The sequence below is a fragment of the Novosphingobium sp. BL-52-GroH genome (assembly GCF_044813085.1).
Classification (GTDB): domain Bacteria; phylum Pseudomonadota; class Alphaproteobacteria; order Sphingomonadales; family Sphingomonadaceae; genus Novosphingobium.
In genome coordinates, this window is record NZ_CP171152.1 from 814,781 (window position 1) to 835,471 (window position 20,691).

16 protein-coding genes and 1 pseudogene are annotated in these 20,691 nt (G+C 68.3%); 8 read left to right on the top strand and 9 right to left on the bottom strand.

From position 1 onward, the window contains the following. Positions 1-59: 59 nt before the first annotated feature. Positions 60-1,358: pseudogene (locus tag ACFFDA_RS16490) on the bottom strand (MFS transporter); the annotation flags it as partial. Between the two features lie 420 nt (positions 1,359-1,778). On the opposite strand from ACFFDA_RS16490, the gene ACFFDA_RS16495 reads away from it, so the two are divergent. Then, complete coding sequence (locus ACFFDA_RS16495) at positions 1,779-2,960, top strand: alpha/beta hydrolase family esterase (protein ID WP_404481844.1); 1,182 nt, start codon at positions 1,779-1,781, stop codon at positions 2,958-2,960. A 137-nt stretch (positions 2,961-3,097) separates the two neighbouring features. Here the strand turns inward: ACFFDA_RS16495 and ACFFDA_RS16500 are convergent, their stop codons facing one another. Further along, the gene (locus ACFFDA_RS16500) at positions 3,098-4,168 is read right to left on the bottom strand and encodes a YeiH family protein (protein WP_404481846.1); all 1,071 of its coding nucleotides are present in this window, start codon (positions 4,166-4,168) and stop codon (positions 3,098-3,100) included. Positions 4,169-4,330: 162 nt separating this feature from the next. On the opposite strand from ACFFDA_RS16500, the gene ACFFDA_RS16505 reads away from it, so the two are divergent. Further along, positions 4,331-5,602, top strand: a complete 1,272-nt coding sequence (locus ACFFDA_RS16505) for an MFS transporter (protein WP_404481848.1) — start codon at positions 4,331-4,333, stop codon at positions 5,600-5,602. 243 nt (positions 5,603-5,845) lie between these two features. On the opposite strand, the gene ACFFDA_RS16510 is transcribed toward ACFFDA_RS16505, so the two are convergent. Then, positions 5,846-8,152, bottom strand: coding sequence for a TonB-dependent receptor (locus tag ACFFDA_RS16510; protein ID WP_404481850.1), 2,307 nt, complete (start codon positions 8,150-8,152; stop codon positions 5,846-5,848). Between the two features lie 169 nt (positions 8,153-8,321). On the opposite strand from ACFFDA_RS16510, the gene ACFFDA_RS16515 reads away from it, so the two are divergent. The 6 genes from ACFFDA_RS16515 to ACFFDA_RS16540 are packed head-to-tail and all read left to right on the top strand — an operon-like array spanning position 8,322 to position 14,951. Then, entirely contained in the window at positions 8,322-10,316 is a 1,995-nt protein-coding gene (locus tag ACFFDA_RS16515; protein ID WP_404481852.1) for an alpha-glucosidase, read from the top strand. Continuing rightward, positions 10,313-11,329 carry a LacI family DNA-binding transcriptional regulator gene (locus ACFFDA_RS16520; RefSeq protein ID WP_404481853.1) on the top strand — a complete coding sequence of 339 codons (1,017 nt, stop codon included), beginning with the start codon at positions 10,313-10,315 and terminating at the stop codon, positions 11,327-11,329. The genes ACFFDA_RS16515 and ACFFDA_RS16520 overlap by 4 nt, the downstream gene beginning before the upstream one ends. A gap of 14 nt (positions 11,330-11,343) precedes the next feature. Further along, a complete protein-coding gene (locus ACFFDA_RS16525; protein WP_404481855.1) occupies positions 11,344-12,252 on the top strand; it encodes an aldo/keto reductase family oxidoreductase in 909 nt (302 codons plus the stop codon). Between the two features lie 11 nt (positions 12,253-12,263). Then, on the top strand, positions 12,264-13,334 hold the full coding sequence (locus ACFFDA_RS16530; protein WP_404482772.1) for an LLM class flavin-dependent oxidoreductase: 1,071 nt from the start codon (positions 12,264-12,266) through the stop codon (positions 13,332-13,334). Between the two features lie 19 nt (positions 13,335-13,353). Then, positions 13,354-14,586, top strand: a complete 1,233-nt coding sequence (locus ACFFDA_RS16535; RefSeq protein ID WP_404481856.1) for a molybdopterin-dependent oxidoreductase — start codon at positions 13,354-13,356, stop codon at positions 14,584-14,586. Beyond that, a complete protein-coding gene (locus tag ACFFDA_RS16540) occupies positions 14,586-14,951 on the top strand; it encodes a cytochrome c (RefSeq protein ID WP_404481858.1) in 366 nt (121 codons plus the stop codon). Before ACFFDA_RS16535 ends, ACFFDA_RS16540 begins: the two co-directional genes overlap by 1 nt. Before the next feature lie 59 nt (positions 14,952-15,010). On the opposite strand, the gene ACFFDA_RS16545 is transcribed toward ACFFDA_RS16540, so the two are convergent. From ACFFDA_RS16545 to ACFFDA_RS16570, 6 genes are all read right to left on the bottom strand, one after another. Beyond that, positions 15,011-15,166 carry a hypothetical protein gene (locus tag ACFFDA_RS16545; protein ID WP_334183676.1) on the bottom strand — a complete coding sequence of 52 codons (156 nt, stop codon included), beginning with the start codon at positions 15,164-15,166 and terminating at the stop codon, positions 15,011-15,013. 3 nt (positions 15,167-15,169) lie between these two features. Beyond that, on the bottom strand, positions 15,170-16,192 hold the full coding sequence (gene rsgA, locus ACFFDA_RS16550; protein WP_404481860.1) for a ribosome small subunit-dependent GTPase A: 1,023 nt from the start codon (positions 16,190-16,192) through the stop codon (positions 15,170-15,172). 201 nt (positions 16,193-16,393) lie between these two features. After that, complete coding sequence (locus ACFFDA_RS16555) at positions 16,394-16,822, bottom strand: DUF983 domain-containing protein (protein ID WP_404481861.1); 429 nt, start codon at positions 16,820-16,822, stop codon at positions 16,394-16,396. 89 nt (positions 16,823-16,911) lie between these two features. After that, complete coding sequence (locus ACFFDA_RS16560) at positions 16,912-18,936, bottom strand: M3 family metallopeptidase (RefSeq protein ID WP_404481862.1); 2,025 nt, start codon at positions 18,934-18,936, stop codon at positions 16,912-16,914. Beyond that, on the bottom strand, positions 18,929-19,744 hold the full coding sequence (locus ACFFDA_RS16565; protein WP_404481864.1) for a transglutaminase family protein: 816 nt from the start codon (positions 19,742-19,744) through the stop codon (positions 18,929-18,931). Before ACFFDA_RS16565 ends, ACFFDA_RS16560 begins: the two co-directional genes overlap by 8 nt. 5 nt (positions 19,745-19,749) lie before the next feature. Next, positions 19,750-20,688: a transglutaminase N-terminal domain-containing protein gene (locus tag ACFFDA_RS16570; protein WP_404481866.1), complete on the bottom strand. Its 939-nt coding sequence runs from the start codon at positions 20,686-20,688 to the stop codon at positions 19,750-19,752. Positions 20,689-20,691: the final 3 nt, after the last annotated feature.

A 20,691-nucleotide genomic window follows, 5' to 3' on the forward strand; every position in this document is an offset into this window, starting at 1 on the left:
ACCGCCCTGCGCGAAAGCGCCGCGACCACGCGGCCGTGGCGGTCGTGGCCGATGTCGAAACGGCGCAGCAGCACCACCGCCGCCAGCGAGCCCGCCAGCGGCACGCCCAGCCCCAGCGCCAGCATCCCGGCCTCCACCGCCGAAGTCTGTCCGATGCCGGGCACATAGCCCAGCCAGCCCAGCAACCAGCCGATCAGCGCCGTCGACGCCGCCCCGCTCGCCTTGACCGCCACGAGGTAACCGGCGAACAGCCCGGTTTCCAGCCGCCGCCCGTGCCGCCAGGCGACGAAATCCACGGTGTCCGCGAGCAGGCCCCAGGGCAGCATGAACACGCCGGCGAGGCCGAAGCCCGTCACCGCCGCGCAGACCGGCAGCGCTTCCGGGCGCCCGAGGCATAGCCCGAAAAGCACGAGGCCCAGCGCAGTGACGGCGTGGCCTAGGGCCAGCAGCCGGCTCTTGTCGACCCGCCCGGTGAGCGCGGTCCATGCCAGCACGCCGATGAACTGCCCCAGCGCCACCGCCAGCAGCAGCGTACGCACGAGATCGGGCCGGCCGACCACGTAAGTCCCGATATAGAGCATCATGCGCCCGAACGTCGGCGCGGAGAAGCCGGTGAGCAGCGCCAGCAGCGCCATTCCCGCGACCAGCCGGTTGCGCAGCGGTATCGATATTCCGTCCTGCGCCGCCGCCCCGTCCCGCCGCGGGTCCGCGCCGCCGCGAGAAGTCAGGGTGCAGACGACCATGGTAAGCGTGAACAGCGCCCCGGCGACGATCCCCGTAGCCGCCAGCGTCCCGAAAGCCCCGTCGCGCCCGGCCTGCTGCACCAGCGGCGCAAGGACCATGGCGACCGCCAGCGAACTCGCGGTGCTAAACGCCAGCCGGTATCCCGAGACCCGCCCCCGCGCGCGGCTGTCGCTGGTCATCTGCGCCATGAGCGCATTGTGCGGCACGTCGATCACGGCATAGGCGCCGCGGAACACCAGCAGCGCGCAGGCGAGCAGCCAGCCCTCGCGCGCACTCCAGGCCGGCACGGCGTAGAGCACCGCGAAGGCGATCCCGCAAGGCACCGCCCCGGCCATGACCAGCCAGCGATAGCCCCGTCCCGCCTGCCGCATCCGGATGACCAGCCGCGCCGCCAGCAGGTCGAACACGAGATCGCCCGCCAATGCCACCAGCATCAGCGTGCCGGCTTCGGCGGCGGCAAGGCCGAGCAGGTCGGTCAGCAGGAACAGGATCGTCAGGTCCGCCCCCGCGAAGACCAGGCCCTTGCCGAAATTGCCCGAGGAATAGGCGACGAGCCGCCCCTCGCGACCAAGCGCGACCAGCGTCATCCTGGTCCTGAGGGATCGCAATCGCATCTGTCACGCCAGCAAAGGGGTACGGCCCGCGCCCCGCCCTGCCGCACCTAGAGGCGCATCCTTTCACTTTTGCGACGATGCGCGTTCCATGGCGACCGCGACCCGCGCGAAACCCCATTTTTCGCCCGCCGCCACCGACTGCGCAACCCAAACGACACACGAGGGTTGTGATGTCGGAACGCCCTTCAGAGGTGGACACGTAGCGGCGCAGATCCCTCCCCCCGCCTGAGCCGCTGCCGATCGAGGGTCGCTCCTGCGTGGAGCGACCCTTTTGTCAGCTTGCCCGCCCGCCCGCCTGCGGCGTTTCCGCCATCACACCCGATGGGTTGCAATAGGCCTGCCGATACCCATTTATTGTGCAGTGCAGCAAAACAGCCGCGCCTTTCCGGTCCGGCGGATTCCTCCAGCAAGGATACTGCAATGCGCAACATTTCCGATACGATTTACCGGCTTTCGGCGCTGCGCGACGCCGCCAGCTTCATGAACGTCTCGCCTGCCGAGGGTGGCCGCTTAGCCCCGCTTGCGCAATTCGGGTCCAACCCCGGCGCCCTTCGCGCCCATGTCTACGTTCCCGAAGACCTGGCCCCCGGCGCCGCGCTGGTGGTCGTGCTGCATGGCTGCACCCAGACGGCGGCAGGCTACGACATCGGGGCGGGGTGGTCGCAGATGGCGGATCGCCATGGCTTCGTGCTCCTTTTTCCCGAGCAGACGCGCCAGAACAATCCCAATGCGTGCTTCAACTGGTTCTCCCCCCGGGACAGCCAGCGCGACTCCGGCGAAGCCCTGTCGATCCGCCAGATGATCGCGACCGTCCTGGCCACCCACCCCATCGATCCCGCCCGCGTTTTCGTGACGGGGCTGTCGGCCGGCGGCGCCATGACCTCCGTGATGCTGGCGACGTATCCCGAAGTGTTCGCCGGCGGCGCCATCATCGCCGGACTGCCCTACGGCTGCGCCGCCAGCGTCCCGCAGGCGTTCGACCGCATGCGCGGTCACGGCCTGCCGAGCGCGGAGGAAGCGACCGCGCGCGTGCGCCGGGCATCCGCCCACGCAGGACCCTGGCCGACCGTCTCGGTCTGGCAGGGAACCGCCGATGCCACCGTGGCGGCCGGCAATGCTGCGGCGATCGTCGGCCAATGGCGCGCACTCCATGGCGTCGACATCGAGCCGGACCGCCAGGATCGCGTCGACGGCCAGTTGCGCCGCGCATGGTGCGACGACGCCGGGCGCGAGGTGATCGAGGAGTTCACCATCGCCGGTCTCGGCCACGGCACTCCGCTGGCCACGGCCGGCGAGGACGGCTGCGGCAAGGCGGCGGCCTTCATGCTGGAGGCGGGCATTTCCTCCACGCACCACATCTGCCGCTTCTGGGGACTGGACCGGAAGGACTACGGGCCTGCAGCGGCTCCGCAGGGCGAACTGAAAGCCCGGGCGCGCGAACTCGAGCCGGTCGCCGCCGAGGCGCCTCCCGCTCCACGGCCCGCCCCTCCCCGGTTCCAGCGCATCGAGATGCCGCAAGCCGCGTCTCCGAAATCCGCGAGACGAGCGGGCGTGCGCAAGGTGATCGAGGACGCGCTGCGCGCCGCCGGCCTGCTGCGCTAGCGTGCCATGACTTTGCATTGAACCGTCATTGCGAGCGCATCGCAGCAACCCAGATGCGGTTTACTCGCCCCCGGGGTCGCTTCGCGCGGCATTCGCCGCGCTCGCAATCACGGACGTGCGACAATACAAGCCGTCCCTCACAGGATCAGCAGGCTGAACCCCAGCGCGACCAGCAACGACGCGGCCGTTGCGGCGACCACCGGCATCGCCGCGCGCCAGCCCATCTGCATCACGAGATCGAGGCGCGAGCGCATGGCGGTGGCGGTCACGGCCAGCAGCAGCAGCGCCTTCGACAAAGTCAGGCTGGCATGAGCCACGATCGCCGGCATCGTCACCAGCGAATTGAGCACCACCACCGCCAGGAACAGGGTGATGAACCAGGGCATCGCAAGGCGCCTGATCCAGTGCCGGTCGCCGCCGTCCTCGTCCGCCATCACCATCGAGACGACCGCGACCACCGGCGCCAGCAGCGCCACGCGCGAAAGCTTGACGATGGTGGCATAGCTGCCGGCGACGTCCGAATAGGCATAGCCGCCGCCGATCGCCTGGGCGACGTCGTGGATCGAGGCGCCGATCAGGAACCCGGCCTGCCGGTCGTCGAGGTGCAGCAATCCGGCCAGCGGCGGATAGAACGACATGGCCAGCGCGCTGGCGAGGGAGATCACCACCAGCGTCAGCGCGAACTGCGCCTGGCTGACGCGGCGGGGGCCCAGGACGCCGAACAGCGCCAGCGCCGCCGAAGCACCGCAGATCGCCGTGGCGCCGCCTGCCAGCAGCCCGATCGCCACGCTTTCCCCGTTGAGCCGCGCCACCAGCAGCGCCGCGCCCATCGCCGCCGCCATGACCATCAGCAGCGCCAGGAACGGCACCGGCCCCAGCCCGCCGATCTGCGCGATGGTGACTTGCGTTCCCAGCACCACGATGCCCCAGCGCAGGCAGGCCTTGGAGGCGAAGTCGAGGCCCGGATGGGTGCGCGCCTCGCTGGTCACGAAGTTGAGGGCGAGCCCGATCAGCAGGCCCATCAGGATGATCGGGGCGCCGTAGTGCTCGGACAGCCACGCCGCCGCGATGCTGGCGATGCCGCAGATGGCGAGCCCCGGCCAGAGCAGCTTCCAGCGGTCGAGGCGCGTGGGCCGGACGGCCGCCGCGGCTTCCTGCCGGCTCAGGAACAACTCGCCATAAAGGTCGCCGGCGTGGTCTGCGCTCACCTGTGCTCTACTCCCGACCGCATCCTTCTATGACGAAGATGCTTGCTGTCTGTCCTGCGGTGTCATATCGACCTTTATGGCGATGCAGGCGACGGGGCAAGAGCTTTGCGCAAGTTCGCCATCAATTGCCGCCGGCGAAGCGGCGGACTATGGGAGAGCCGAATGACAGTGCACCAACCGCCGGAGGCATGGCCTCCGCATTCCCAGCCGCTCTCGCCTCCCGATCCCGGCGCGGCCCGCGCCCAGAACGTGCTGATCGGCCTGATCTTCCTGGCGACCGCGCTCAACTACGTCGACCGGCAGGTGCTGGCGCTGCTCAAGCCGATGCTGGAGGCCGAATTTAGCTGGAGCGACCAGCAGTTCGCGCATCTGGGTTCGATCTTCCAGCTCTCCGCCGCCATCTCGCTGCTGGGCGTGGGCTGGTTCGTCGACCGCTTCGGCGTGCGCTTCGCCTATGGCTTCGCGGTCGCCATCTGGAGCCTGGCCGGCATGGCCCATGCGCTCGCCGCCAGCGTGCAGCAGTTCGTGATCGCGCGCGCGGTGCTGGCGACGGCGGAATCGGTCAACACCCCCGCCGCCATGAAGACCGCCGCGATCTACCTGCCGGCGGCGCGCCGCTCGATCGGCATAGGCATCATCAACACCGCGCCCAACATCGGCGCCATCGTCACGCCCCTGCTGATCCCGCCTTTCGCCATCGCCTTCGGCTGGCAGGCGGCGTTCCTCGTCACCGGAGGCCTGGGCCTCGTGTGGCTGGCGGCGTGGTACTTCAACACGGCGCGCCTCAAGCCCATCGCCGGACAGGCCGCCACCACGCGCGGCAAAGTCGAATGGGGCGCGATCCTGTCAGACCGGAGCACCTGGACGGTGGTGGGCGCCAAGGCCTTCACCGACCTCGTCTGGTGGTTCGTGCTGTTCTGGACGCCGGACTTCTTCTCGCGCCAGTTCGGCCTCAGCCAGGGCACGCTCGGCTGGCCGATCGCGATCATCTTCGCTCTCGCGGCGCTGGGCGCGGTGAGCAGCGGCGCGCTCTATCCCGCCCTCCTGCTGCGCGGCCTGTCGATGAACGCCGCGCGCAAGAGCGCGATGCTGGCCTTCGCACTGATCGTGCTGGTCATGCCGCTGGCGCTGACCGCCTCGTCACCGTGGACCGCGGCGATCTTCATCGGACTGGGCCTGTTCGCGCACCAGGGCTTCTCCACCAACATCTTCGGCATGGCGACCGAGATCGTCCCGTCGCGCCGCATCGCCACCGTGATCGCGCTGGGCGCCATCGCCGGCAACCTGACCGGGACCGGGATCATCGAGTTCGCCGGTTGGTCGCTCGACAGCGGGCTCGGCTATGCGCCGCTGTTCGTGGTGTGCGGATCGGCCTATCTGGTCGCGCTGGCGTTCATCCACCTGATGCAGCCCAGGCTGGCAGCGGCCGACTGATCTATGCGCCTCCCTGTTGCGCAGCAATGGGGAGGTCGCACCGACGCAGTCGCTGACGACGACGACGCAGTCGCTGACGACGAAGGGTGAGCTTACCCCTCCCCTCCCCCGCCCCGTTGCGCGGGCGATCTCCTTTCCATCCACTTCCTCGAAGGGGAGGATCGAGGCACCAAAAAACCCCCGGTGGGAGGAGCCACCGGGGGTTCTTCGCGAGCCTTCAGCCCAGGGTGCTTGCGCTCACCCTCAGTTGAAGCGTGCCCGCAAGTTCAGGCCCGCATAGCGATCGGCGTCGCGCGGGATCATCAGGCGCTGGCCGGCGCTGGTGTTGAGCAGCACGTAGCTGTCGTCGAGGATGTTCTTGACCATCAGCGTCAGGCGGTAGCGGTCGTCCGGGTCCGACACGCCGATGCTGGCGTTCCACAGGCCGTAGGGATCGATCGGACCGCTCTCGCCAAGGTCGGAGAACTGCTTGGAAACGTGGTGCCAGTCGCTCGACAGGTACAGCTTCACCGGGCCGACATCGACGTCGTAGTCGGCCCCGATGGTGTAGCTGAACTTGGGCGCCAGCGGCAGGCGGGTGCCGTCGCGCGCGTCGGGGGCGTTGGTGAGCGGGTTCGGGTTGAACTTGCGCACCTTGGCGTCGGCATAGGCGGCGTTGGCGCGGAAGGTCAGGCCCGAGGTCGGCGCGAAAGTCACGTCGAGTTCGGCGCCCTTCGAACGCACGGTGCCGGCATTGGTCAGGTTGGTGACGACGGCGCCGTTGAGCAGCACGAAGTTGTTCGCCTGGAAGCCCTTGTAGTCGACCAGGAACGCCGAGGCGTTTACCTGCAGCATGCGATCGAAGAACTGGCTCTTGAAGCCGGCTTCGTAGCTGTTCGACTTCTCGGGATCGATGGCTTGCGAGTTGGTCGGCGCGACGTGGTTGAAGAACACGTTGAACGCCGGTCCCTTGTAGCCGCGCGTGAAGCTGCCATAGACCATCACGTCATCGGCGACGTCGTACTGCAGCACCGCCTTGCCCGAGAAGTTGTTGGCACTGGTGCTGCCGCGCGAGGTGTTGGTGCCGTTGCCGCCGGTGGCCACGGTGCCGCCCGCGCCCACGCCCGAAAGCCCCGCGCCGGTCGCCGGCAGGCCCGTCGTCGCGTTGACCGCGGGCGCGCGGGTGTGGACGTAGCTCACGCTGTCGTGCGTGAAGCGACCGCCCAGGGTGAAGCGCAGGCCCGGGGTTATCTCGTAAGTGCTCTGGCCGAACAGCGCCCAGTTGCGGAACGAGACGTCGCTGCGCGAAGTGGCGGTCGGGAACAGCGTGTTGACGGTGTCCGCAAGGTTGCACGGCCGCGCGCCCGTCGCCGCATCGATCGGCGAGGTCGAAGTGGTGCAGGTCACGTCGCTGCGGGTGAAGTCCTGCGTGTTCTTCGAATACCAGAAGAAGCCGCCGACCTGGTAGGTCAGCGCCTGGTTCTGCGGCGAGGCGAGGCGCACTTCGGCGGAAACCTGGTCGGTCTCGACCGTGCCGCGGTCATGCAACTGCGGGGTAGCTACGATCGCGCGCGGCAGGAAGTCGCCGTCGCGGATCTCGGTGTTCTTCCAGTTGCGGTAGCCGGTGACGATGCTGAAGGTGTGGTCGGCGAAGGTGTCGATGTCGGCGTTCAGCGTGAAGCTGTACTGGCGGTCGAGCGAGCGGGTGATGAGGTTCTGGTTGACCTCGCGGGTGTCCTCGCCCTGCGGGACGATGCCCAGTTCGCCGTCGAGCACCGCGCCGCGCGAAACGCCGGTCACTTCCGCGCAGCAGTCGTCGTTGGCCTTGAAGTAGTCCGCGATCAGGCGCAGGCGACCGCCCTCGCCATCATAGTCGATCAGGCCACGCGCGCCGTAGTGCTCGTAGCCGTTGACGGTCTTGTCGTAGTAGGTGTTCGTCAGGTTGCCGTCGTACTTGCCGTAGAACCCGGTGAAGCGGCCGGTGAGGTCCTGCGACAGCGGGCCCGAGATGCTCATCTTCGCGCGGTATTCGTCGTCCGTGGTGCCGGACACGTTGGCTTCGGCCTCGAAGTCCCTGGTGCCGCCCTTCGAGACGATGTTGACGAGGCCCGCCGACGCGTTCTTGCCGAACAGCGTACCCTGGGGGCCGCGCAGCACTTCGAGGCGTTCGAAATCGACGAGGTCGAGGAACGACTGGCCCGAGCGGCTCAGCACGATCCCGTCGACAACGGTAGACACACTGGGCTCGGCCGCGACGGAGAAACTGATGGTGCCGACGCCGCGCATGACGATCGCGCTGTTGGCGTTGGTGGTGCCCTTGCGGAACGTCACCGAAGGCACGATCGAGGTGATGTCCTCGAGGCTCTTGGCGCCGGCGCGGGCCATGGCATCGCCGGTAACGGCGCTGATGGCGATCGGAACATCCTGGATGTTCTGCTTAACCTTCTGCGCGGTAACGACAATCTCGTCGACCTGGGCATAGGCGGGCGTGGCGCCTGCAAATGCCAGCGCGGACGTCGACAGGACGAGCGCGGCACGCTTCAGGGCACAGGTGGGCTGCGTCGGAATCATAGTTTCCCCTCCTCAATTCGGATCAGCTCGAAGGTTTCACAACCTCAGGTGGTCCTGTTGGTTGTCGCCCTCTTGATTGAGCCTGTCATTTCTGTCAAGCGGTGTCACATCGGACAGGGCGAATGCGGCGGCACTGCTGCATGACAAGCACACTGTAGGGAGTTGGATCTTGGCGCTGACCTTCACCATTCGGGAAGACGGCTTTGCCTGCCTGTTGGCAGGTCGCGAAATCGTGTGCAGCACCGGCGAAACCCCGGCTTTCACGATCGCCCGCGGCAACCCGGACGTGCGGATGGTTCGCGGCAATTTCGCCATCGACGATGCCCCGACGGACTGCACCGCGCTGCCTTTCGCGCACATCGAGGGGGACAGCCTGCTGCTGTCGTCCGCCACCGATGCTGCACCTTTGCTGCGCCTGAGCGTGTCGGGCGATTCGCTCGACGTCGCCGTCCTCGACCCCGCTTTCGACCGCGTCTGGGTGGACCTGACGGCGCAGCCCGGCGAGCATGTCTGGGGCGGCGGCGAGCAGATGAGCTATCTCGACCTGTCCGGCCGCCGCTTCCCGATCTGGACGAGCGAACCCGGTGTCGGGCGCGACAAGTCGACGCAGTTGACCCGCCTGATGGACGAGCAGGGCATGGCCGGCGGCGACTACTGGTGGACCAATTATCCGCAGCCGACGTTCCTGTCCTCGAGCCTCTACGCCTGCCACCTGGGCTCCAGCGCCTATTCGGTGCTCGATTTCACCCACGCCGCGCGCCACCGCATCGAAGTGTGGGAAGGCGCGTTCTCGCTCGAGTTCTTCGCCGCCCGGACCATGCCGGCGCTGGTGGGTGCGCTCTCCTCGCGCTTCGGCCGCCAGCCTGCCCTGCCCGACTGGGCGATCGGCGGCGCCATCGTCGGCCTCAAGGAAGGCGAGGCCAGCTTCGCCCGCCTCGATGCGATCGTCGACGCCGGCGCGGCCGTCAGCGGGTTGTGGTGCGAGGACTGGATCGGCATCCGGCAAACCAGCTTTGGCCGCCGCCTGTTCTGGGACTGGTCGTGGAACGAGGCGCGCTACCCCAACCTGCCTGCCCGCATTGCCGCGCTGGCCGCGCGAGGCATCCGCTTCCTCGGCTACGTGAACCCGTACCTGGCGAACGACGGCGCGCAGTACCGGGAGGCGCTTGCAGGCGGCCACCTGGCGCTGCGGCAGGACAGCGACGAACCCTATCTCGTCGACTTCGGCGAGTTCGACTGCGGCGTGGTCGACTTCACCAACCCCGCCAGCCTCGACTGGTTCGCCGAGCGCGTGATCGGCCGGGAGATGCTCGACTTCGGCCTTTCGGGCTGGATGGCGGACTTCGGCGAATACCTGCCGGTCGACTTGCGCCTCCACGACGGCAGCGACCCGATGCTGCTGCACAATCGCTGGCCAGTGCTCTGGGCCGAGGCCAACGCCCGCGCCATAGCCTCTCGTGGGCTGACCGGCGAGGCGGTGTTCTTCATGCGCGCCGGCTTCTCGGGCGTGCAGGCGCATTGCCCCTTGCTGTGGGCAGGCGACCAGTCGGTCGATTTCACCCGGCACGACGGGATCAACACCGTCCTCACCGCCGCGCTTTCGGCCGGGCTCGTCGGCAACGCCTATTCACACAGCGACGTCGGCGGCTACACCAGCCTCCACGGCAACGTGCGCACCGTCGACCTCCTCAAGCGCTGGTGCGAGCTGGGCGCTTTCTCGCCGGTGATGCGCAGCCACGAAGGCAACCGCCCCGACGACAACCTCCAGATCGATTCCGACGCCGACCTCCTCGCCCACTTCGCGGCGATGTCGCGTCTCCATCTCGCGCTCGCGCCCTACGTGCGACACCTGAGCGACGAGGCGGTGGCGACGGGCCTGCCGGTGCAGCGCCCACTGTTCCTGCACTATTTCGAGCAAGCGCTGTTCGGCGTCCAGGACCAGTACCTTTACGGCGCCGACATGCTCGTCGCCCCGGTCGTGGAGGCCGATGCCACTGCCCGTTCGGTAATCCTGCCCGGCGACCGGCCGTGGCGCCACCTCTGGTCCGGCGAGGACTTCGCGCCCGGCACCCACGTGATCGAGGCGCCCTACGGCCAGCCGCCGGTCTTCTACCAACCGGGAACCGCTTTCGCCCCCCTCTTCGCGTCGTTGGCGAAGCCATGAACGATCGTTCCAACATCAAGGACGTCTCCGCGCTTGCCGGCGTTTCGGTGAAGACCGTCAGCCGCGTGCTCAACGGCCATCGCTACGTCAGCGACGAGACCAAGGAGCGCGTCGAGAAGGCGATGCGCGAGCTCGACTTCAAGCCGAGCATCGCCGCGCGCATCCTCGCCGGCACCAAGTCGGGCCAGATCGCGCTGATCTACGACAACCACAGCCCCTACTACATGAACCAGATCCAGATGGGCTGCTGGGAAGGCTGCCACCAGGCGGGCCTGCGCCTGCTCGCCCAGCCGGTGGACGTCACCGACTCGACCGTCGGCGACCAGGTGCGCGGCCTCGTCACCGAGACGCACGTCGACGGCATCGTCCTCTCCTCCCCGGTCACCGACTGCGTGCCGGTGCTCAAGGCGCTGGAGGGCATGGACATTCCCTTCGTACGCATCTCGCCGGGCACCAACCACGCGATGACCTCCTCGGTCTTCATGGACGACGCGCAGGCCGCCGACGACATGACCACCCACCTCATCAACAAGGGCCACCGGATCATCGGCTTCGTGCGGGGCCACCCCAACCACATGGCTTCCGAGGAGCGCCTGTTCGGCTACCGGCGCGCGCTCGACCGCGCCGGGATCGCCTTCGAACCCGCGCTGGTCGCCCCGGGCGAGTTCGACTTCGACAGCGGCGTCGCCGCCGCGCACCGTTTCCTCAAGGCCGGGCGCCGACCGACCGCGATCTTCGCAAGCAACGACGACATGGCCGCCGGTGTGCTTTCGGTGGCGCACGACATGGGCCTCGACGTGCCCGCCGAACTGTCGGTCGCAGGCTTCGACGACACCACCCTGGCGCGCATGGTCTGGCCGCAGCTCACCACCATTCACCAGCCGACGCGCGAGCTGGCGCTGGCGGCGACCCGGCTGCTGCTCGAAGGCGTTCAGCTCACCCACCGGCGCCTGCCGCACGCGCTCGTCGAGCGGGCGTCGGTAGCCACGATCAATCCCGACTTCCTTCCCTGACAGGACACTTTTTCATGGACCTCCTCCCCCTCCCCGCCGCCCGTCGTCCGCTGGGCAAGAGCGGCATCGAAGTCTCCGCCCTCGCCTGGGGCAACTGGCGCCTGTGCGGCGACGACGTCGGCGCGGTAGTCAAGCTGCTGCACGCAGCGCTCGACGCCGGGATCGACCTGATCGACACCGCAGACATCTACGGCCCCGACAACCAGGAGGCCTTCGGCGCCTCGGAAGCGCTGCTGGGCCGCGCTCTGGCTGCGGAACCGGGCCTGCGCGAAAAGCTGGTGATCGCCACCAAGGGCGGCATCTCGATGGGCGTGCCCTACGATTCCAGCGCCGCCTACCTAACTTCGGCCATCGACGCCTCGCTCGCGCGTCTCGGCACCGATACGGTCGAGCTGTGGCAGATCCACCGTCCCGACATCCTCACCCACCCTTCGGAAATCGCAAAGGCCATCGACGCGGCACACAAGGCGGGCAAGATCCGCAGCTTCGGCGTCTCCAACTTCACCGTCAGCCAGATCGCGACGTTGCAGCAGTTCCTGTCGCTGCCGATCGTCTCGACCCAACCCGAAATCTCGCCCCTCAAGCTCGCGCCGATCGAAAACGGCGAGCTGGACCAGGCGATCGCGATGGACATGGCGGTGCTCGCCTGGTCGCCGCTGGGCGGTGGCCGCATCGCCAACCCGTCCGACGAGCGCGCGCTGGCCGTCGCCGCCGAACTGGACGCGGTGGCAGAAGAGTACGGCGTGTCGCGCACGGCGGCCGCCTATAGCTGGATCATGGCGCACCCCGCCCGCATCATCCCCATCGTCGGATCACAAAAGGCCGACCGGATCGCCGAAGCAGCCGACGCACTCAAGGTCCGCTGGACCCGCGCCCGCTGGTACGCGGTACTGGTCGCCGCAAAAGGAGAGCCCCTGCCATGACCGAAAACGCCATGAGTGAAGCGAAAACCTGCGAGGTCAGCTGGTTCTCGGCGCTGTGCGATGACGATTACGAGTTCCTCGGCCAGCCCGACCCGATGCTGGCGTCGAGCTGGGAGCATTGCCGCAACATCGTGCTGCAGGCGGAAAAGGGCGGGTTCGACAACATCCTGCTCCCCTCCGGCTATGCGCTGGGGATCGACACCACCATGTTCGCGGGCGCCATCGCCCCGGTGACCGAGACGATCCGCCTCCTGTGGGCCCTGCGCATGGGCGAGGACTGGCCGCCGCAACTGGCACGCCGCATCGCCACGCTCGACCGTATCCTGGGCGGGCGGCTGACGGTGAACATCATCTCGTCCGACCTTCCCGGCGAGAAGCTCGACAGCCGCGCGCGCTACCAGCGCACGCTCGAAGTAATGCAGATCCTCAAGATCATGCTGAACGGTGAGCACCTGAAGTACGAGGGGGAGTTCTACAACCTCGACCTGCCGCCGGCGCGCATATCCACCGTTTCGGGCAAGTGCCCGCCGCTCTACTTCGGCGGCCTGTCCGAAGACGCGCGCGAGGCGGCGGCCAAGGCCTGCGACGTCTACCTGATGTGGCCCGACACCATGGACAAGGTGCGCGAGATCATCGCCGACATGACCGCGCGCGCGGCGAAGTACGGCCGCACTCTCAAGTTCGGCTACCGCGCCCACGTCATCGTGCGCGAGACCGAGGACGAGGCCCGCGTCTACGCCGACCGCCTGCTGTCCAAGCTGGACGACGAGGCCGGCGAGGCGATCCGCAAGAAGTCGCTCGACAGCGCCAGCGTGGGCGTGACCCGACAGGCGGAACTGCGCTCCGCAGCGGGTGGCGACGGCTTCGTCGAGGACAACCTGTGGACCGGCATCGGCCGTGCCCGCTCGGGCTGCGGCGCTGCGATCGTCGGCGATCCCGACCAGGTCCTGGCCAAGCTGCGCGCCTACCAGGCCGAGGGCATCGACGCCTTCATCCTCTCGGGCTATCCTCATGCGGCAGAGGCTGACCTGTTCGCGCGGCACGTGTTGCCGCGCATCGCCCACGCGCCGCTCACCCTCTGACGTCTCGAAGGGACACGCCATGGACCGTCTGGACCCCCTGCTTGCAAAAACCCTGGCACGGCGGCGCCTGCTCGCCGGCGGAGTCCTCGGGATCGCTGCCGGGGGTGCGGCGCTGGCGCAAGGCGGCAGGTTCGCGCAACTGGCGATGGCGGGCGGCATGGAACAGCGGCCGCTCGCCAGCGACTTTCCCGGCAAGGGCGAGATGATCGTCCTGCGCAACCGGCCGCCGCTGCTGGAAACGCCGATGCGCGTGTTCGACGAGAGCGTCTTCACACCCAACGAGCGCTTCTTCGTGCGCTGGCACTGGTCGGACATCCCGCTCGACGTGGATGCCGCCGCGTTCCGCCTGACGATCACCGGCGGCAAGCGGCCCGTCTCGCTGTCGCTGCCCGACCTGCTCAAGCTGCCGCGCATCTCCTATGCGGCGGTCAACCAGTGCTCGGGCAACAGCCGCGGCCTGTTCGAACCGCGCGTGCCCGGCGCGCAGTGGGCGCACGGGGCGATGGGCAACGCGCGCTGGGAAGGCGTTGCGCTCAAGACCCTGCTGGATGCCGCCGGGGTCGGCCCGGAGGCGACCGCGGTGGGCTTCGGCGGGCTCGACCGGCCGCTGACCGAAGTGGACCCGTTCGAAAAGTCGCTGGCGGTGCCCCATGCGATGGACGGCGAGGTCATGGTCGCCTTCGCCATGAACGGCGAGCAACTGCCCCTGCTCAACGGCTTTCCGCTGCGGCTGGTCGTGCCCGGCTGGTACTCCACCTACTGGGTCAAGGCGCTGAACCACATCGACCTGCTGACCGTGCCCGACAAGAACTACTGGATGGCCAAGGCCTACCAGATCCCCGACACGCCTGGCGCCGACGTGCCGCCGGGCACCTCCACCTTCCCCAAGACGGCGATCACCGCGATGAACCCGCGCTCCTGGATCACCGGCATCGAGCCCGGCATCCGCCTGCCCCATCGCCCGGAGCTGCCGGTAGGCGGCATCGCCATGGGCGGCGACCGCGGCGTCAGGCGAGTCGAGGTTTCCGCCGACGGGGGCGCCACCTGGCGTGATGCCGCGCTGGGTCCCGACGAGGGGCGCTACAGCTTCCGCCGCTTCGACGCGGTCCTGCCGATCGCCACGCGCGGTGCCCACACGCTAATGAGCCGCTGCACCAACGCCGACGGCGTCGTCCAGCCGATGAAGGCGAACTGGAACCCGGGGGGCTACATGCGCAACTGCGTGGAAGCCTGCCGGATCGAGACCGTCTGATGCGGACCGGCTCCCATATCGCCCTGCTGGCCCTGGGCCTGCTGGCTGCCTGCTCGAGCCAGCCGGATGCGACCAGGCGCGAAGCGGCAGCGGTCCCCGCCCCGCTGGGCGCGATCCGCTCGGCCAGCATCACCCTGCCGCCGGACGAGCAGACGTTCGGCGACGATCCGCAGGCCGAGACGCTCAACGGCAAGTGCCTGGCGTGCCATTCGGCGACCATGGTTCTCTACCAGCCCCCGCTGAACCGCAAGCAGTGGACCGCCACCGTCGACAAGATGCGCGAAGCCTACCGCGCCCCGATCGAGGCCGGCGAGACAGATGCGATCGTCAGCGCGCTGCTGGCGAAAGCGCCTTCGCGGCAATAGGGCTGCGCGGGGGTCGCCGGGTGTTTCGGCGCCGGATGACCCCGATGCCGCGGCCGGCCTCAGCCCGCCTTCTTCGCCTTGTGCTCGGCCAGCAGCTTGTCCAGTTCCGCGATCCTCAGCCGTTCGGGCGTGTCCTTGGCGAGACCCTTGAGGCGGCAGGCTGCCCACAGGCTCCTGCGCTCGGATTCCAGCGCCTTGAGGTATAGATCAGCCATCGGTCATTTCCTTTTTCCGGTCTTGCGGGGACGCGCACGGCGTTCGGCCATCGCATCGGTATTGACCACGTCTTCCGCGGAAAGCTTACGCCATCGTTCGAGCCGGGCCAGCTCGAGCGAACCCTGCGCCATCGCCGCCTGGATCGCACAGCCCGGTTCGGCATCGTGAGTGCAGTTGGTGAAGCGGCATTCGAGCGTCAGCGCGGCGATGTCGTCGAATACTTCGGCAAGGCCGGTGGCGGCGTCGGCGATCTTGAACTCGCGCATGCCCGGCGTGTCCATCAGCCAGCCGCCCCGGTCGAGGCGATGCATCTCGCGCACCGTGGTGGTGTGCCGCCCCTTGCCATCGTTCTCGCGCACGGCCTGGGTGGCAATGCTGTCCGAACCGCGCAGAGTATTGACCAGGGTGGACTTGCCCACGCCCGACGATCCCAGCAGGGCCACCGTCTCGCCCGGGCCGCACCGGGCCGCCAGCTTGGCGACGCTTTCGGGATCGCGCGCGTTGACGGCCTCGACCTGAAGGCCCGGCTGCAAGGCGCGCGCGGTTTCCAGGAAGGTGTCCAGCGTGTCGGTCAGGTCGATCTTGGTGAGCACGATCACAGGCGTGACGTCCACCTCGCGCGCCAGCACGAGATAGCGTTCCAGGCGCGGTACGTTGAAGTCCTGGTTGCAGGACGTGACGATGAACAGCGTGTCGACGTTGGCGGCGATCAACTGGAGCCGGCGGTCGTCGCCCGGCGCGGGGCGCTTGAACAGGCTGGCGCGATCGAGGATGCGCACCGGATCGCAGCGCTCTCGCTCGACCAGCAGCCAGTCGCCCACGGTGGGCCGGTCCTCCTCGCTGCGCGGATCGGATATGCGCGAGGAAACCAGACGCTCCAGTCCGTCCCCCGCGATGGCGACCATGCCGCGGTAGACGGCCATTACGCGCACGGGCAGCAACTGCCGTTCTTCCTCGGCCGACACCTGCGTGCTGAAAAACGGTTTCCAGCCGAGGTCGGCGAGGGTGGGATCGGGTGCTGTCATAAGCTTTCGGCAGGGACTTTCATGGCTCGGCCCGCCATCGTGGTGGTGGCGGGCGATCGCGGATGCGGGACATTCCCCGCCGCCGACGAACCGGCCCATACAGATCAATCGCCCGGTTGGATACGCCCGCCTTCGCCGGCGGTGGACCCCACGGCCGTTCCGTAGCGATTGCCCGGCGCGCGGCCTGGCCGGCAGTGCAGCTCAGTCCTCGTCCTTGCCCGCGCGTGCGTTGAGGTCGGCCCAGAGCTTTTCGGTACCCGCCTCCTGCGCCTTGTTGACGTATTGCGAAGCCACCAGCCAGCCCTTGATGAACTGCAGCGGCAACACGCAGCCGATCCCCAGCAGGGGAAACGAGGTGAGCAGGTGGACCCAGAACGGCGGTTCGAACTTCACCTGCAGCCAGACCGCGAAGAACGTCAGCGGAAAGGCGACGATGCACAGCGAGAAGAAGGCCGGGCCGTCGTCCGGCGCCGCGAAGCCATAGTCGAGGCCGCAGTTCGGGCAGGTGTCGTTGAGCTTGAGCCACTTGCGGAACATCCGGCCCTTTCCGCAGCGCGGGCACAGGCCCCTGAGGCCGCAATGGAATATCCATTTGCCCTTCTCTTTGCGCTCGGTGCCTTCGTCCGCCATCGTACCGGTCCATTCGGGAGAAATGCCGGGAATCGGCTATCGCCCATATGGTTCCGCATGGCCGGACCCGCAAGCCCGGCGCGGCGCGCCTAGGCCCCAACGAGGTTCCTGGCGCGCATCAGGGCGCCGGCATCGGGCGCTCGGCCAAGGAAGGCCTCGAACGACTCCATCGGGTCGCGGGTATCGCCGACGCTGAGGATTTCCGCCCGGAAACGGTCGGCGAGCGTGGCATCGAAGATGTCGCCAGTCGCCACGAACGCCTCGAAGGCATCGGCATCCAGTGCCTCGGACCAGGCGTAGCTGTAGTAGGCGCTGGCATAGCCGCCGTCGAAGACGTGCGTGAAATAGGGAAAGCGATGGCGCAGGCCGATTTCCGGCGGCATCCCCAGCCGCTCCAGTTCGGCCTCGAGGAAAGCGCGGGGATCGGACGCGGCGTCCGGGCCGCGGTGCATGGCGAGGTCGGCCAGCGAGCAACTGATGAGTTCCACCGTCGCGAAGCCCTGGCCGTAGGCGCCGGCATTGCGGATCGCCGCGACGAGGTCGTCTGGAACGCCGAAGCCGGACAGCACTTCGCGGCTGACGATCCAGTTTTCCATGAGCTTGCTGGGAAATTCCACGAAGTCGCGCGCGACCGCCGTGCCCGACTGGCTGGGATACGTCACGCGCGAGAGCAGGCCGTGGAGGGCATGGCCGAATTCGTGGAACAGCGTGCGCGCCTCGTCGATCGACAAGCGGGTGGCGGCCCTGTCGGGTGGAGGCGCGGCGGCGAAATTGGCGACGAGATAGACGACCGGAAGGACTGCGCCGTCGAGCAATTCCTGCACCCGAAGACTGCCCATCCACGCCCCGCCGTGCTTTTCCGGCCGCGCGAGGTAGTCGGTGAAGAGCAGGCCAACGGGCTTGCCGCCCAGCTCGCGCACTTCCCATGCCCACACGTCCTCGTGATAGCCGGGAATGTCGGCGCGGCGGGTGAAGGACAGGCCGTAGAGCCGGGCCGCCACGTCGAACGCCGCCTGCCGGACGGCGTCGAGCCGCAAGTGCCGCGCCACCGCCGTGCCGTCCAGCGCATAACGCGAGCGACGCACCTGCTCGGCGTAGAAGCGCCAGTCCCACGGGGCCAGCGCGAAGCCCGCGCCTTCGGCGTCGATCAGCGCCTGGAGTTCGGCGGCTTCCTCGGCGGCGCGGCGCTTGCCCGGTTCCCAGAGCTGCGCGAGCAGGTCCATCGCCGCCTCGGGCGTGTGCGCCATGCTGTCTTCCAGAGCGTAATGGGCATGGTCGGGATAGCCCAGCAGCGTTGCGCGTTCGTGGCGCAGGGCCAGAGTCTCGGCGATGACGGGCCAGTTGTCGTGCGGTCCACCGTCGCAGCGGCCGGTGAAGGCGCGCCACAGCTCCTCGCGCAAGTCGCGGCGCTGCGAGAAGCTGAGGAAGCTTTCGTAGTCCGAACGGTCGAGCGTGACGTGGTAGCGGCCCGGCGCTCCTGCTGCTGCGGCACGGGCAGCGGCGGCGTCACGCAGGGAGGGCGGCAGTCCGGCGAGGTCGTCGGGCCCGAGATCGAGCACCCATGCCGCCGTCGCGGCCAGCACGTTGTGGCCGAACTGGACCGACAGCGCCGAGAGCCGCGTGTCGATCGCGGCGAAACGCTCCTTCTGCTCGGGCGAGAGCCCGGCACCGCCGCGCCGGAACCCGGCATGGCTGCCTTCGACCAGCCGGACCTGGGCTGCGTCCAGGCCATCTTCATGGCGGCCTGCGTGGACCGCGGCGACCCGCTCTGCCAGTGCGGCATCGTGGCCGATCGCGATGGAATGAGCGCTCAGCAGCGCGGAAACCTCGCCCTCGATCGCGCGGATCTCAGGCGTCCCGTGGGCCGATGACAGCGTCCAGAACAGGCGCCGGACGCGGGACAGCGCCTCGCCCGAACGCTCGAGCGCGAGGATCGTGTTGTCGAACGTCGCCCGCTCCGCCTGCCCGGCGATGGCGGCGATCTCGTCGCGGTGCCAGGCAGTCGCCGTCGCGAAGGCGGGCAGGAAGTCTCCGGCTTGCACCGCCGCGAAAGGCGGCGCGCCGAGCGGGCCGTCCCAGGGGCGCAGCAGCACATTGGCGAGCGGATCATTCAATGGAGTCGATCTCCTCGGTATGGACTTCGAAGCGCTGCAGGATCGCCGGCCCGAAGGCGGTGGTCAAGGCGACGTCGGTGGCGTCGCGGCCCCGGGCCATCAGGATGCGGCCGATGCGGGGACGGTTGTGGCGTGCGTCGTGGGTGTACCAGTCGCCGTCGATGTAGACGTCGAACCAGGCGCTGAAGTCCATCGGCGCGTCGACGGGGGGCACCCCGATATCGCCGAGATAGCCGGTGCAGTAGCGCGCCGGGATGTTCATGCAGCGGCACAGGGTGATGGCGAGATGGGCGAAGTCGCGGCACACCCCCTGCCGTTCCTGGTAGCCGTTCCACGCGGTCTTGTCCGACCGGGCATGGTGGTAGCCGAACTCGATGTGGCCGTGGACGAAGTCGACGATCGCATCCACCCGGTCGCGCGCCGAGGCATAGTGGCCGAAATTGCTCCAGGCAACGTCCATCAGGCGATCGGTCTCGCAGTAGCGGCTGCCGAGCAGGAAGGGCATGACCGCGTCGGGCAGGTCCTCGACCGGCGTCTGCAGGCTGTCGGGCGGGCGGACGTCGGGCTCGCCGCCGTCCTCGATCACGAACTCGCACGAGAGCGTGACACCGCCGGGCGGAATGGCGAGGCGCGTGGCGACGTTCCCGAAGGCGTCCTCGAAGTGGTAGAGCGGAATGTCAGGGTCCGCCAGCAGCCGCTGCGGGGTGCGCAAGTCCTGGTGCCGCGAGGGATGCAGGCTGAGCATCGCCATCATGGCGGTTTTCGTCTCGGTTTCGAACTGGATATCGTATCCGCAGCGGATCAGCATCTATGTCACTTTCCTGAATCGCCGGCACTTCGGCTGTTGATGGCGCCATGGCCGGAAGGGGGAAACTGGGCGGGGTCGGCGCGGTGGACGTCGACGGTCACGTCCATGCCCAGGAAACTGGCAGGCAACCCGAACCAGGTCCCGGAAAGCGGCAGTGCCTGGTACGGATCGCGGGCGACGGCGACGCGGATCAGGCCGCGGTTGCCGATGATGCCGTTGGTTGGATCGAACTCGACCCAGCCCGAGCCCGGCAGGAAGATGCGCACCCAGGCATGGGTGTTGCCGCCGCCGACGACGCCTTCGGACTTAGACGGATTGTAGACGTAGCCCGAGACGAAGCGCGCCGCGAAACCCAGCGCGCGCACCGCCTCGATCATCAGCACGGCGAAGTCGCGGCAAGTGCCCTGGCGCTTCTTCAGCGTCTCGATCGGGGTCTGGGTGCCCTTCTCGTGACGGGGCACATAGGTGAAGTCGCGCTTGATGCTGGTGGCCATCTCGGTGAGCAGGGCGATGGTGCCGGTGTTGCCGTCGTTGCTGACGAAGGCGCGCGCCCAGTTGTCGACGATGCGGCCGGGATCGAGGTGCTGCCGCTCGATCGAGCGCAACAGGTCGGGCATGTCCTCGGCCGAATAGATGAACGGAAACAGGCGGGCGTAAGGCTCCACGTCCACCTGGGTCTGGGCGAGTGGCGCATGCTCCAGCGTCGCCTCGCTGGTGACGAGCAGGCGGGATGCGCGCTTGTCGAACGAGGCCACGGCCACCGAATTGCCGAAAACGTCGTGCAGCCAGCGCAGTTCGCCCGGTTCCGGCTCGATGACCAGCCGCGCCGAAAGCAAGCGCTGGTCAAACGCCTCGCGCGGCCGCATCATGATGCGATGTTCACCGAGCGAAACCGGCTGCTGATAGCGATAGGCGGTCGTATGGCGGATCGTCAGCAACGGCATGGA

Coding starts and splice junctions, on each gene's coding strand:
- ACFFDA_RS16495 (WP_404481844.1), top strand. CDS start 1,779: ATGCGCAACATTTCCGATACGATTTACCGGCTTTCGGCGCTGCGCGAC.
- ACFFDA_RS16505 (WP_404481848.1), top strand. CDS start 4,331: ATGACAGTGCACCAACCGCCGGAGGCATGGCCTCCGCATTCCCAGCCG.
- ACFFDA_RS16510 (WP_404481850.1), bottom strand. CDS start 8,152: ATGATTCCGACGCAGCCCACCTGTGCCCTGAAGCGTGCCGCGCTCGTC.
- ACFFDA_RS16520 (WP_404481853.1), top strand. CDS start 10,313: ATGAACGATCGTTCCAACATCAAGGACGTCTCCGCGCTTGCCGGCGTT.
- ACFFDA_RS16525 (WP_404481855.1), top strand. CDS start 11,344: ATGGACCTCCTCCCCCTCCCCGCCGCCCGTCGTCCGCTGGGCAAGAGC.
- ACFFDA_RS16530 (WP_404482772.1), top strand. CDS start 12,264: ATGAGTGAAGCGAAAACCTGCGAGGTCAGCTGGTTCTCGGCGCTGTGC.
- ACFFDA_RS16535 (WP_404481856.1), top strand. CDS start 13,354: ATGGACCGTCTGGACCCCCTGCTTGCAAAAACCCTGGCACGGCGGCGC.
- ACFFDA_RS16540 (WP_404481858.1), top strand. CDS start 14,586: ATGCGGACCGGCTCCCATATCGCCCTGCTGGCCCTGGGCCTGCTGGCT.
- ACFFDA_RS16545 (WP_334183676.1), bottom strand. CDS start 15,166: ATGGCTGATCTATACCTCAAGGCGCTGGAATCCGAGCGCAGGAGCCTG.
- rsgA (WP_404481860.1), bottom strand. CDS start 16,192: ATGACAGCACCCGATCCCACCCTCGCCGACCTCGGCTGGAAACCGTTT.
- ACFFDA_RS16555 (WP_404481861.1), bottom strand. CDS start 16,822: ATGGCGGACGAAGGCACCGAGCGCAAAGAGAAGGGCAAATGGATATTC.
- ACFFDA_RS16565 (WP_404481864.1), bottom strand. CDS start 19,744: ATGCTGATCCGCTGCGGATACGATATCCAGTTCGAAACCGAGACGAAA.
- ACFFDA_RS16570 (WP_404481866.1), bottom strand. CDS start 20,688: ATGCCGTTGCTGACGATCCGCCATACGACCGCCTATCGCTATCAGCAG.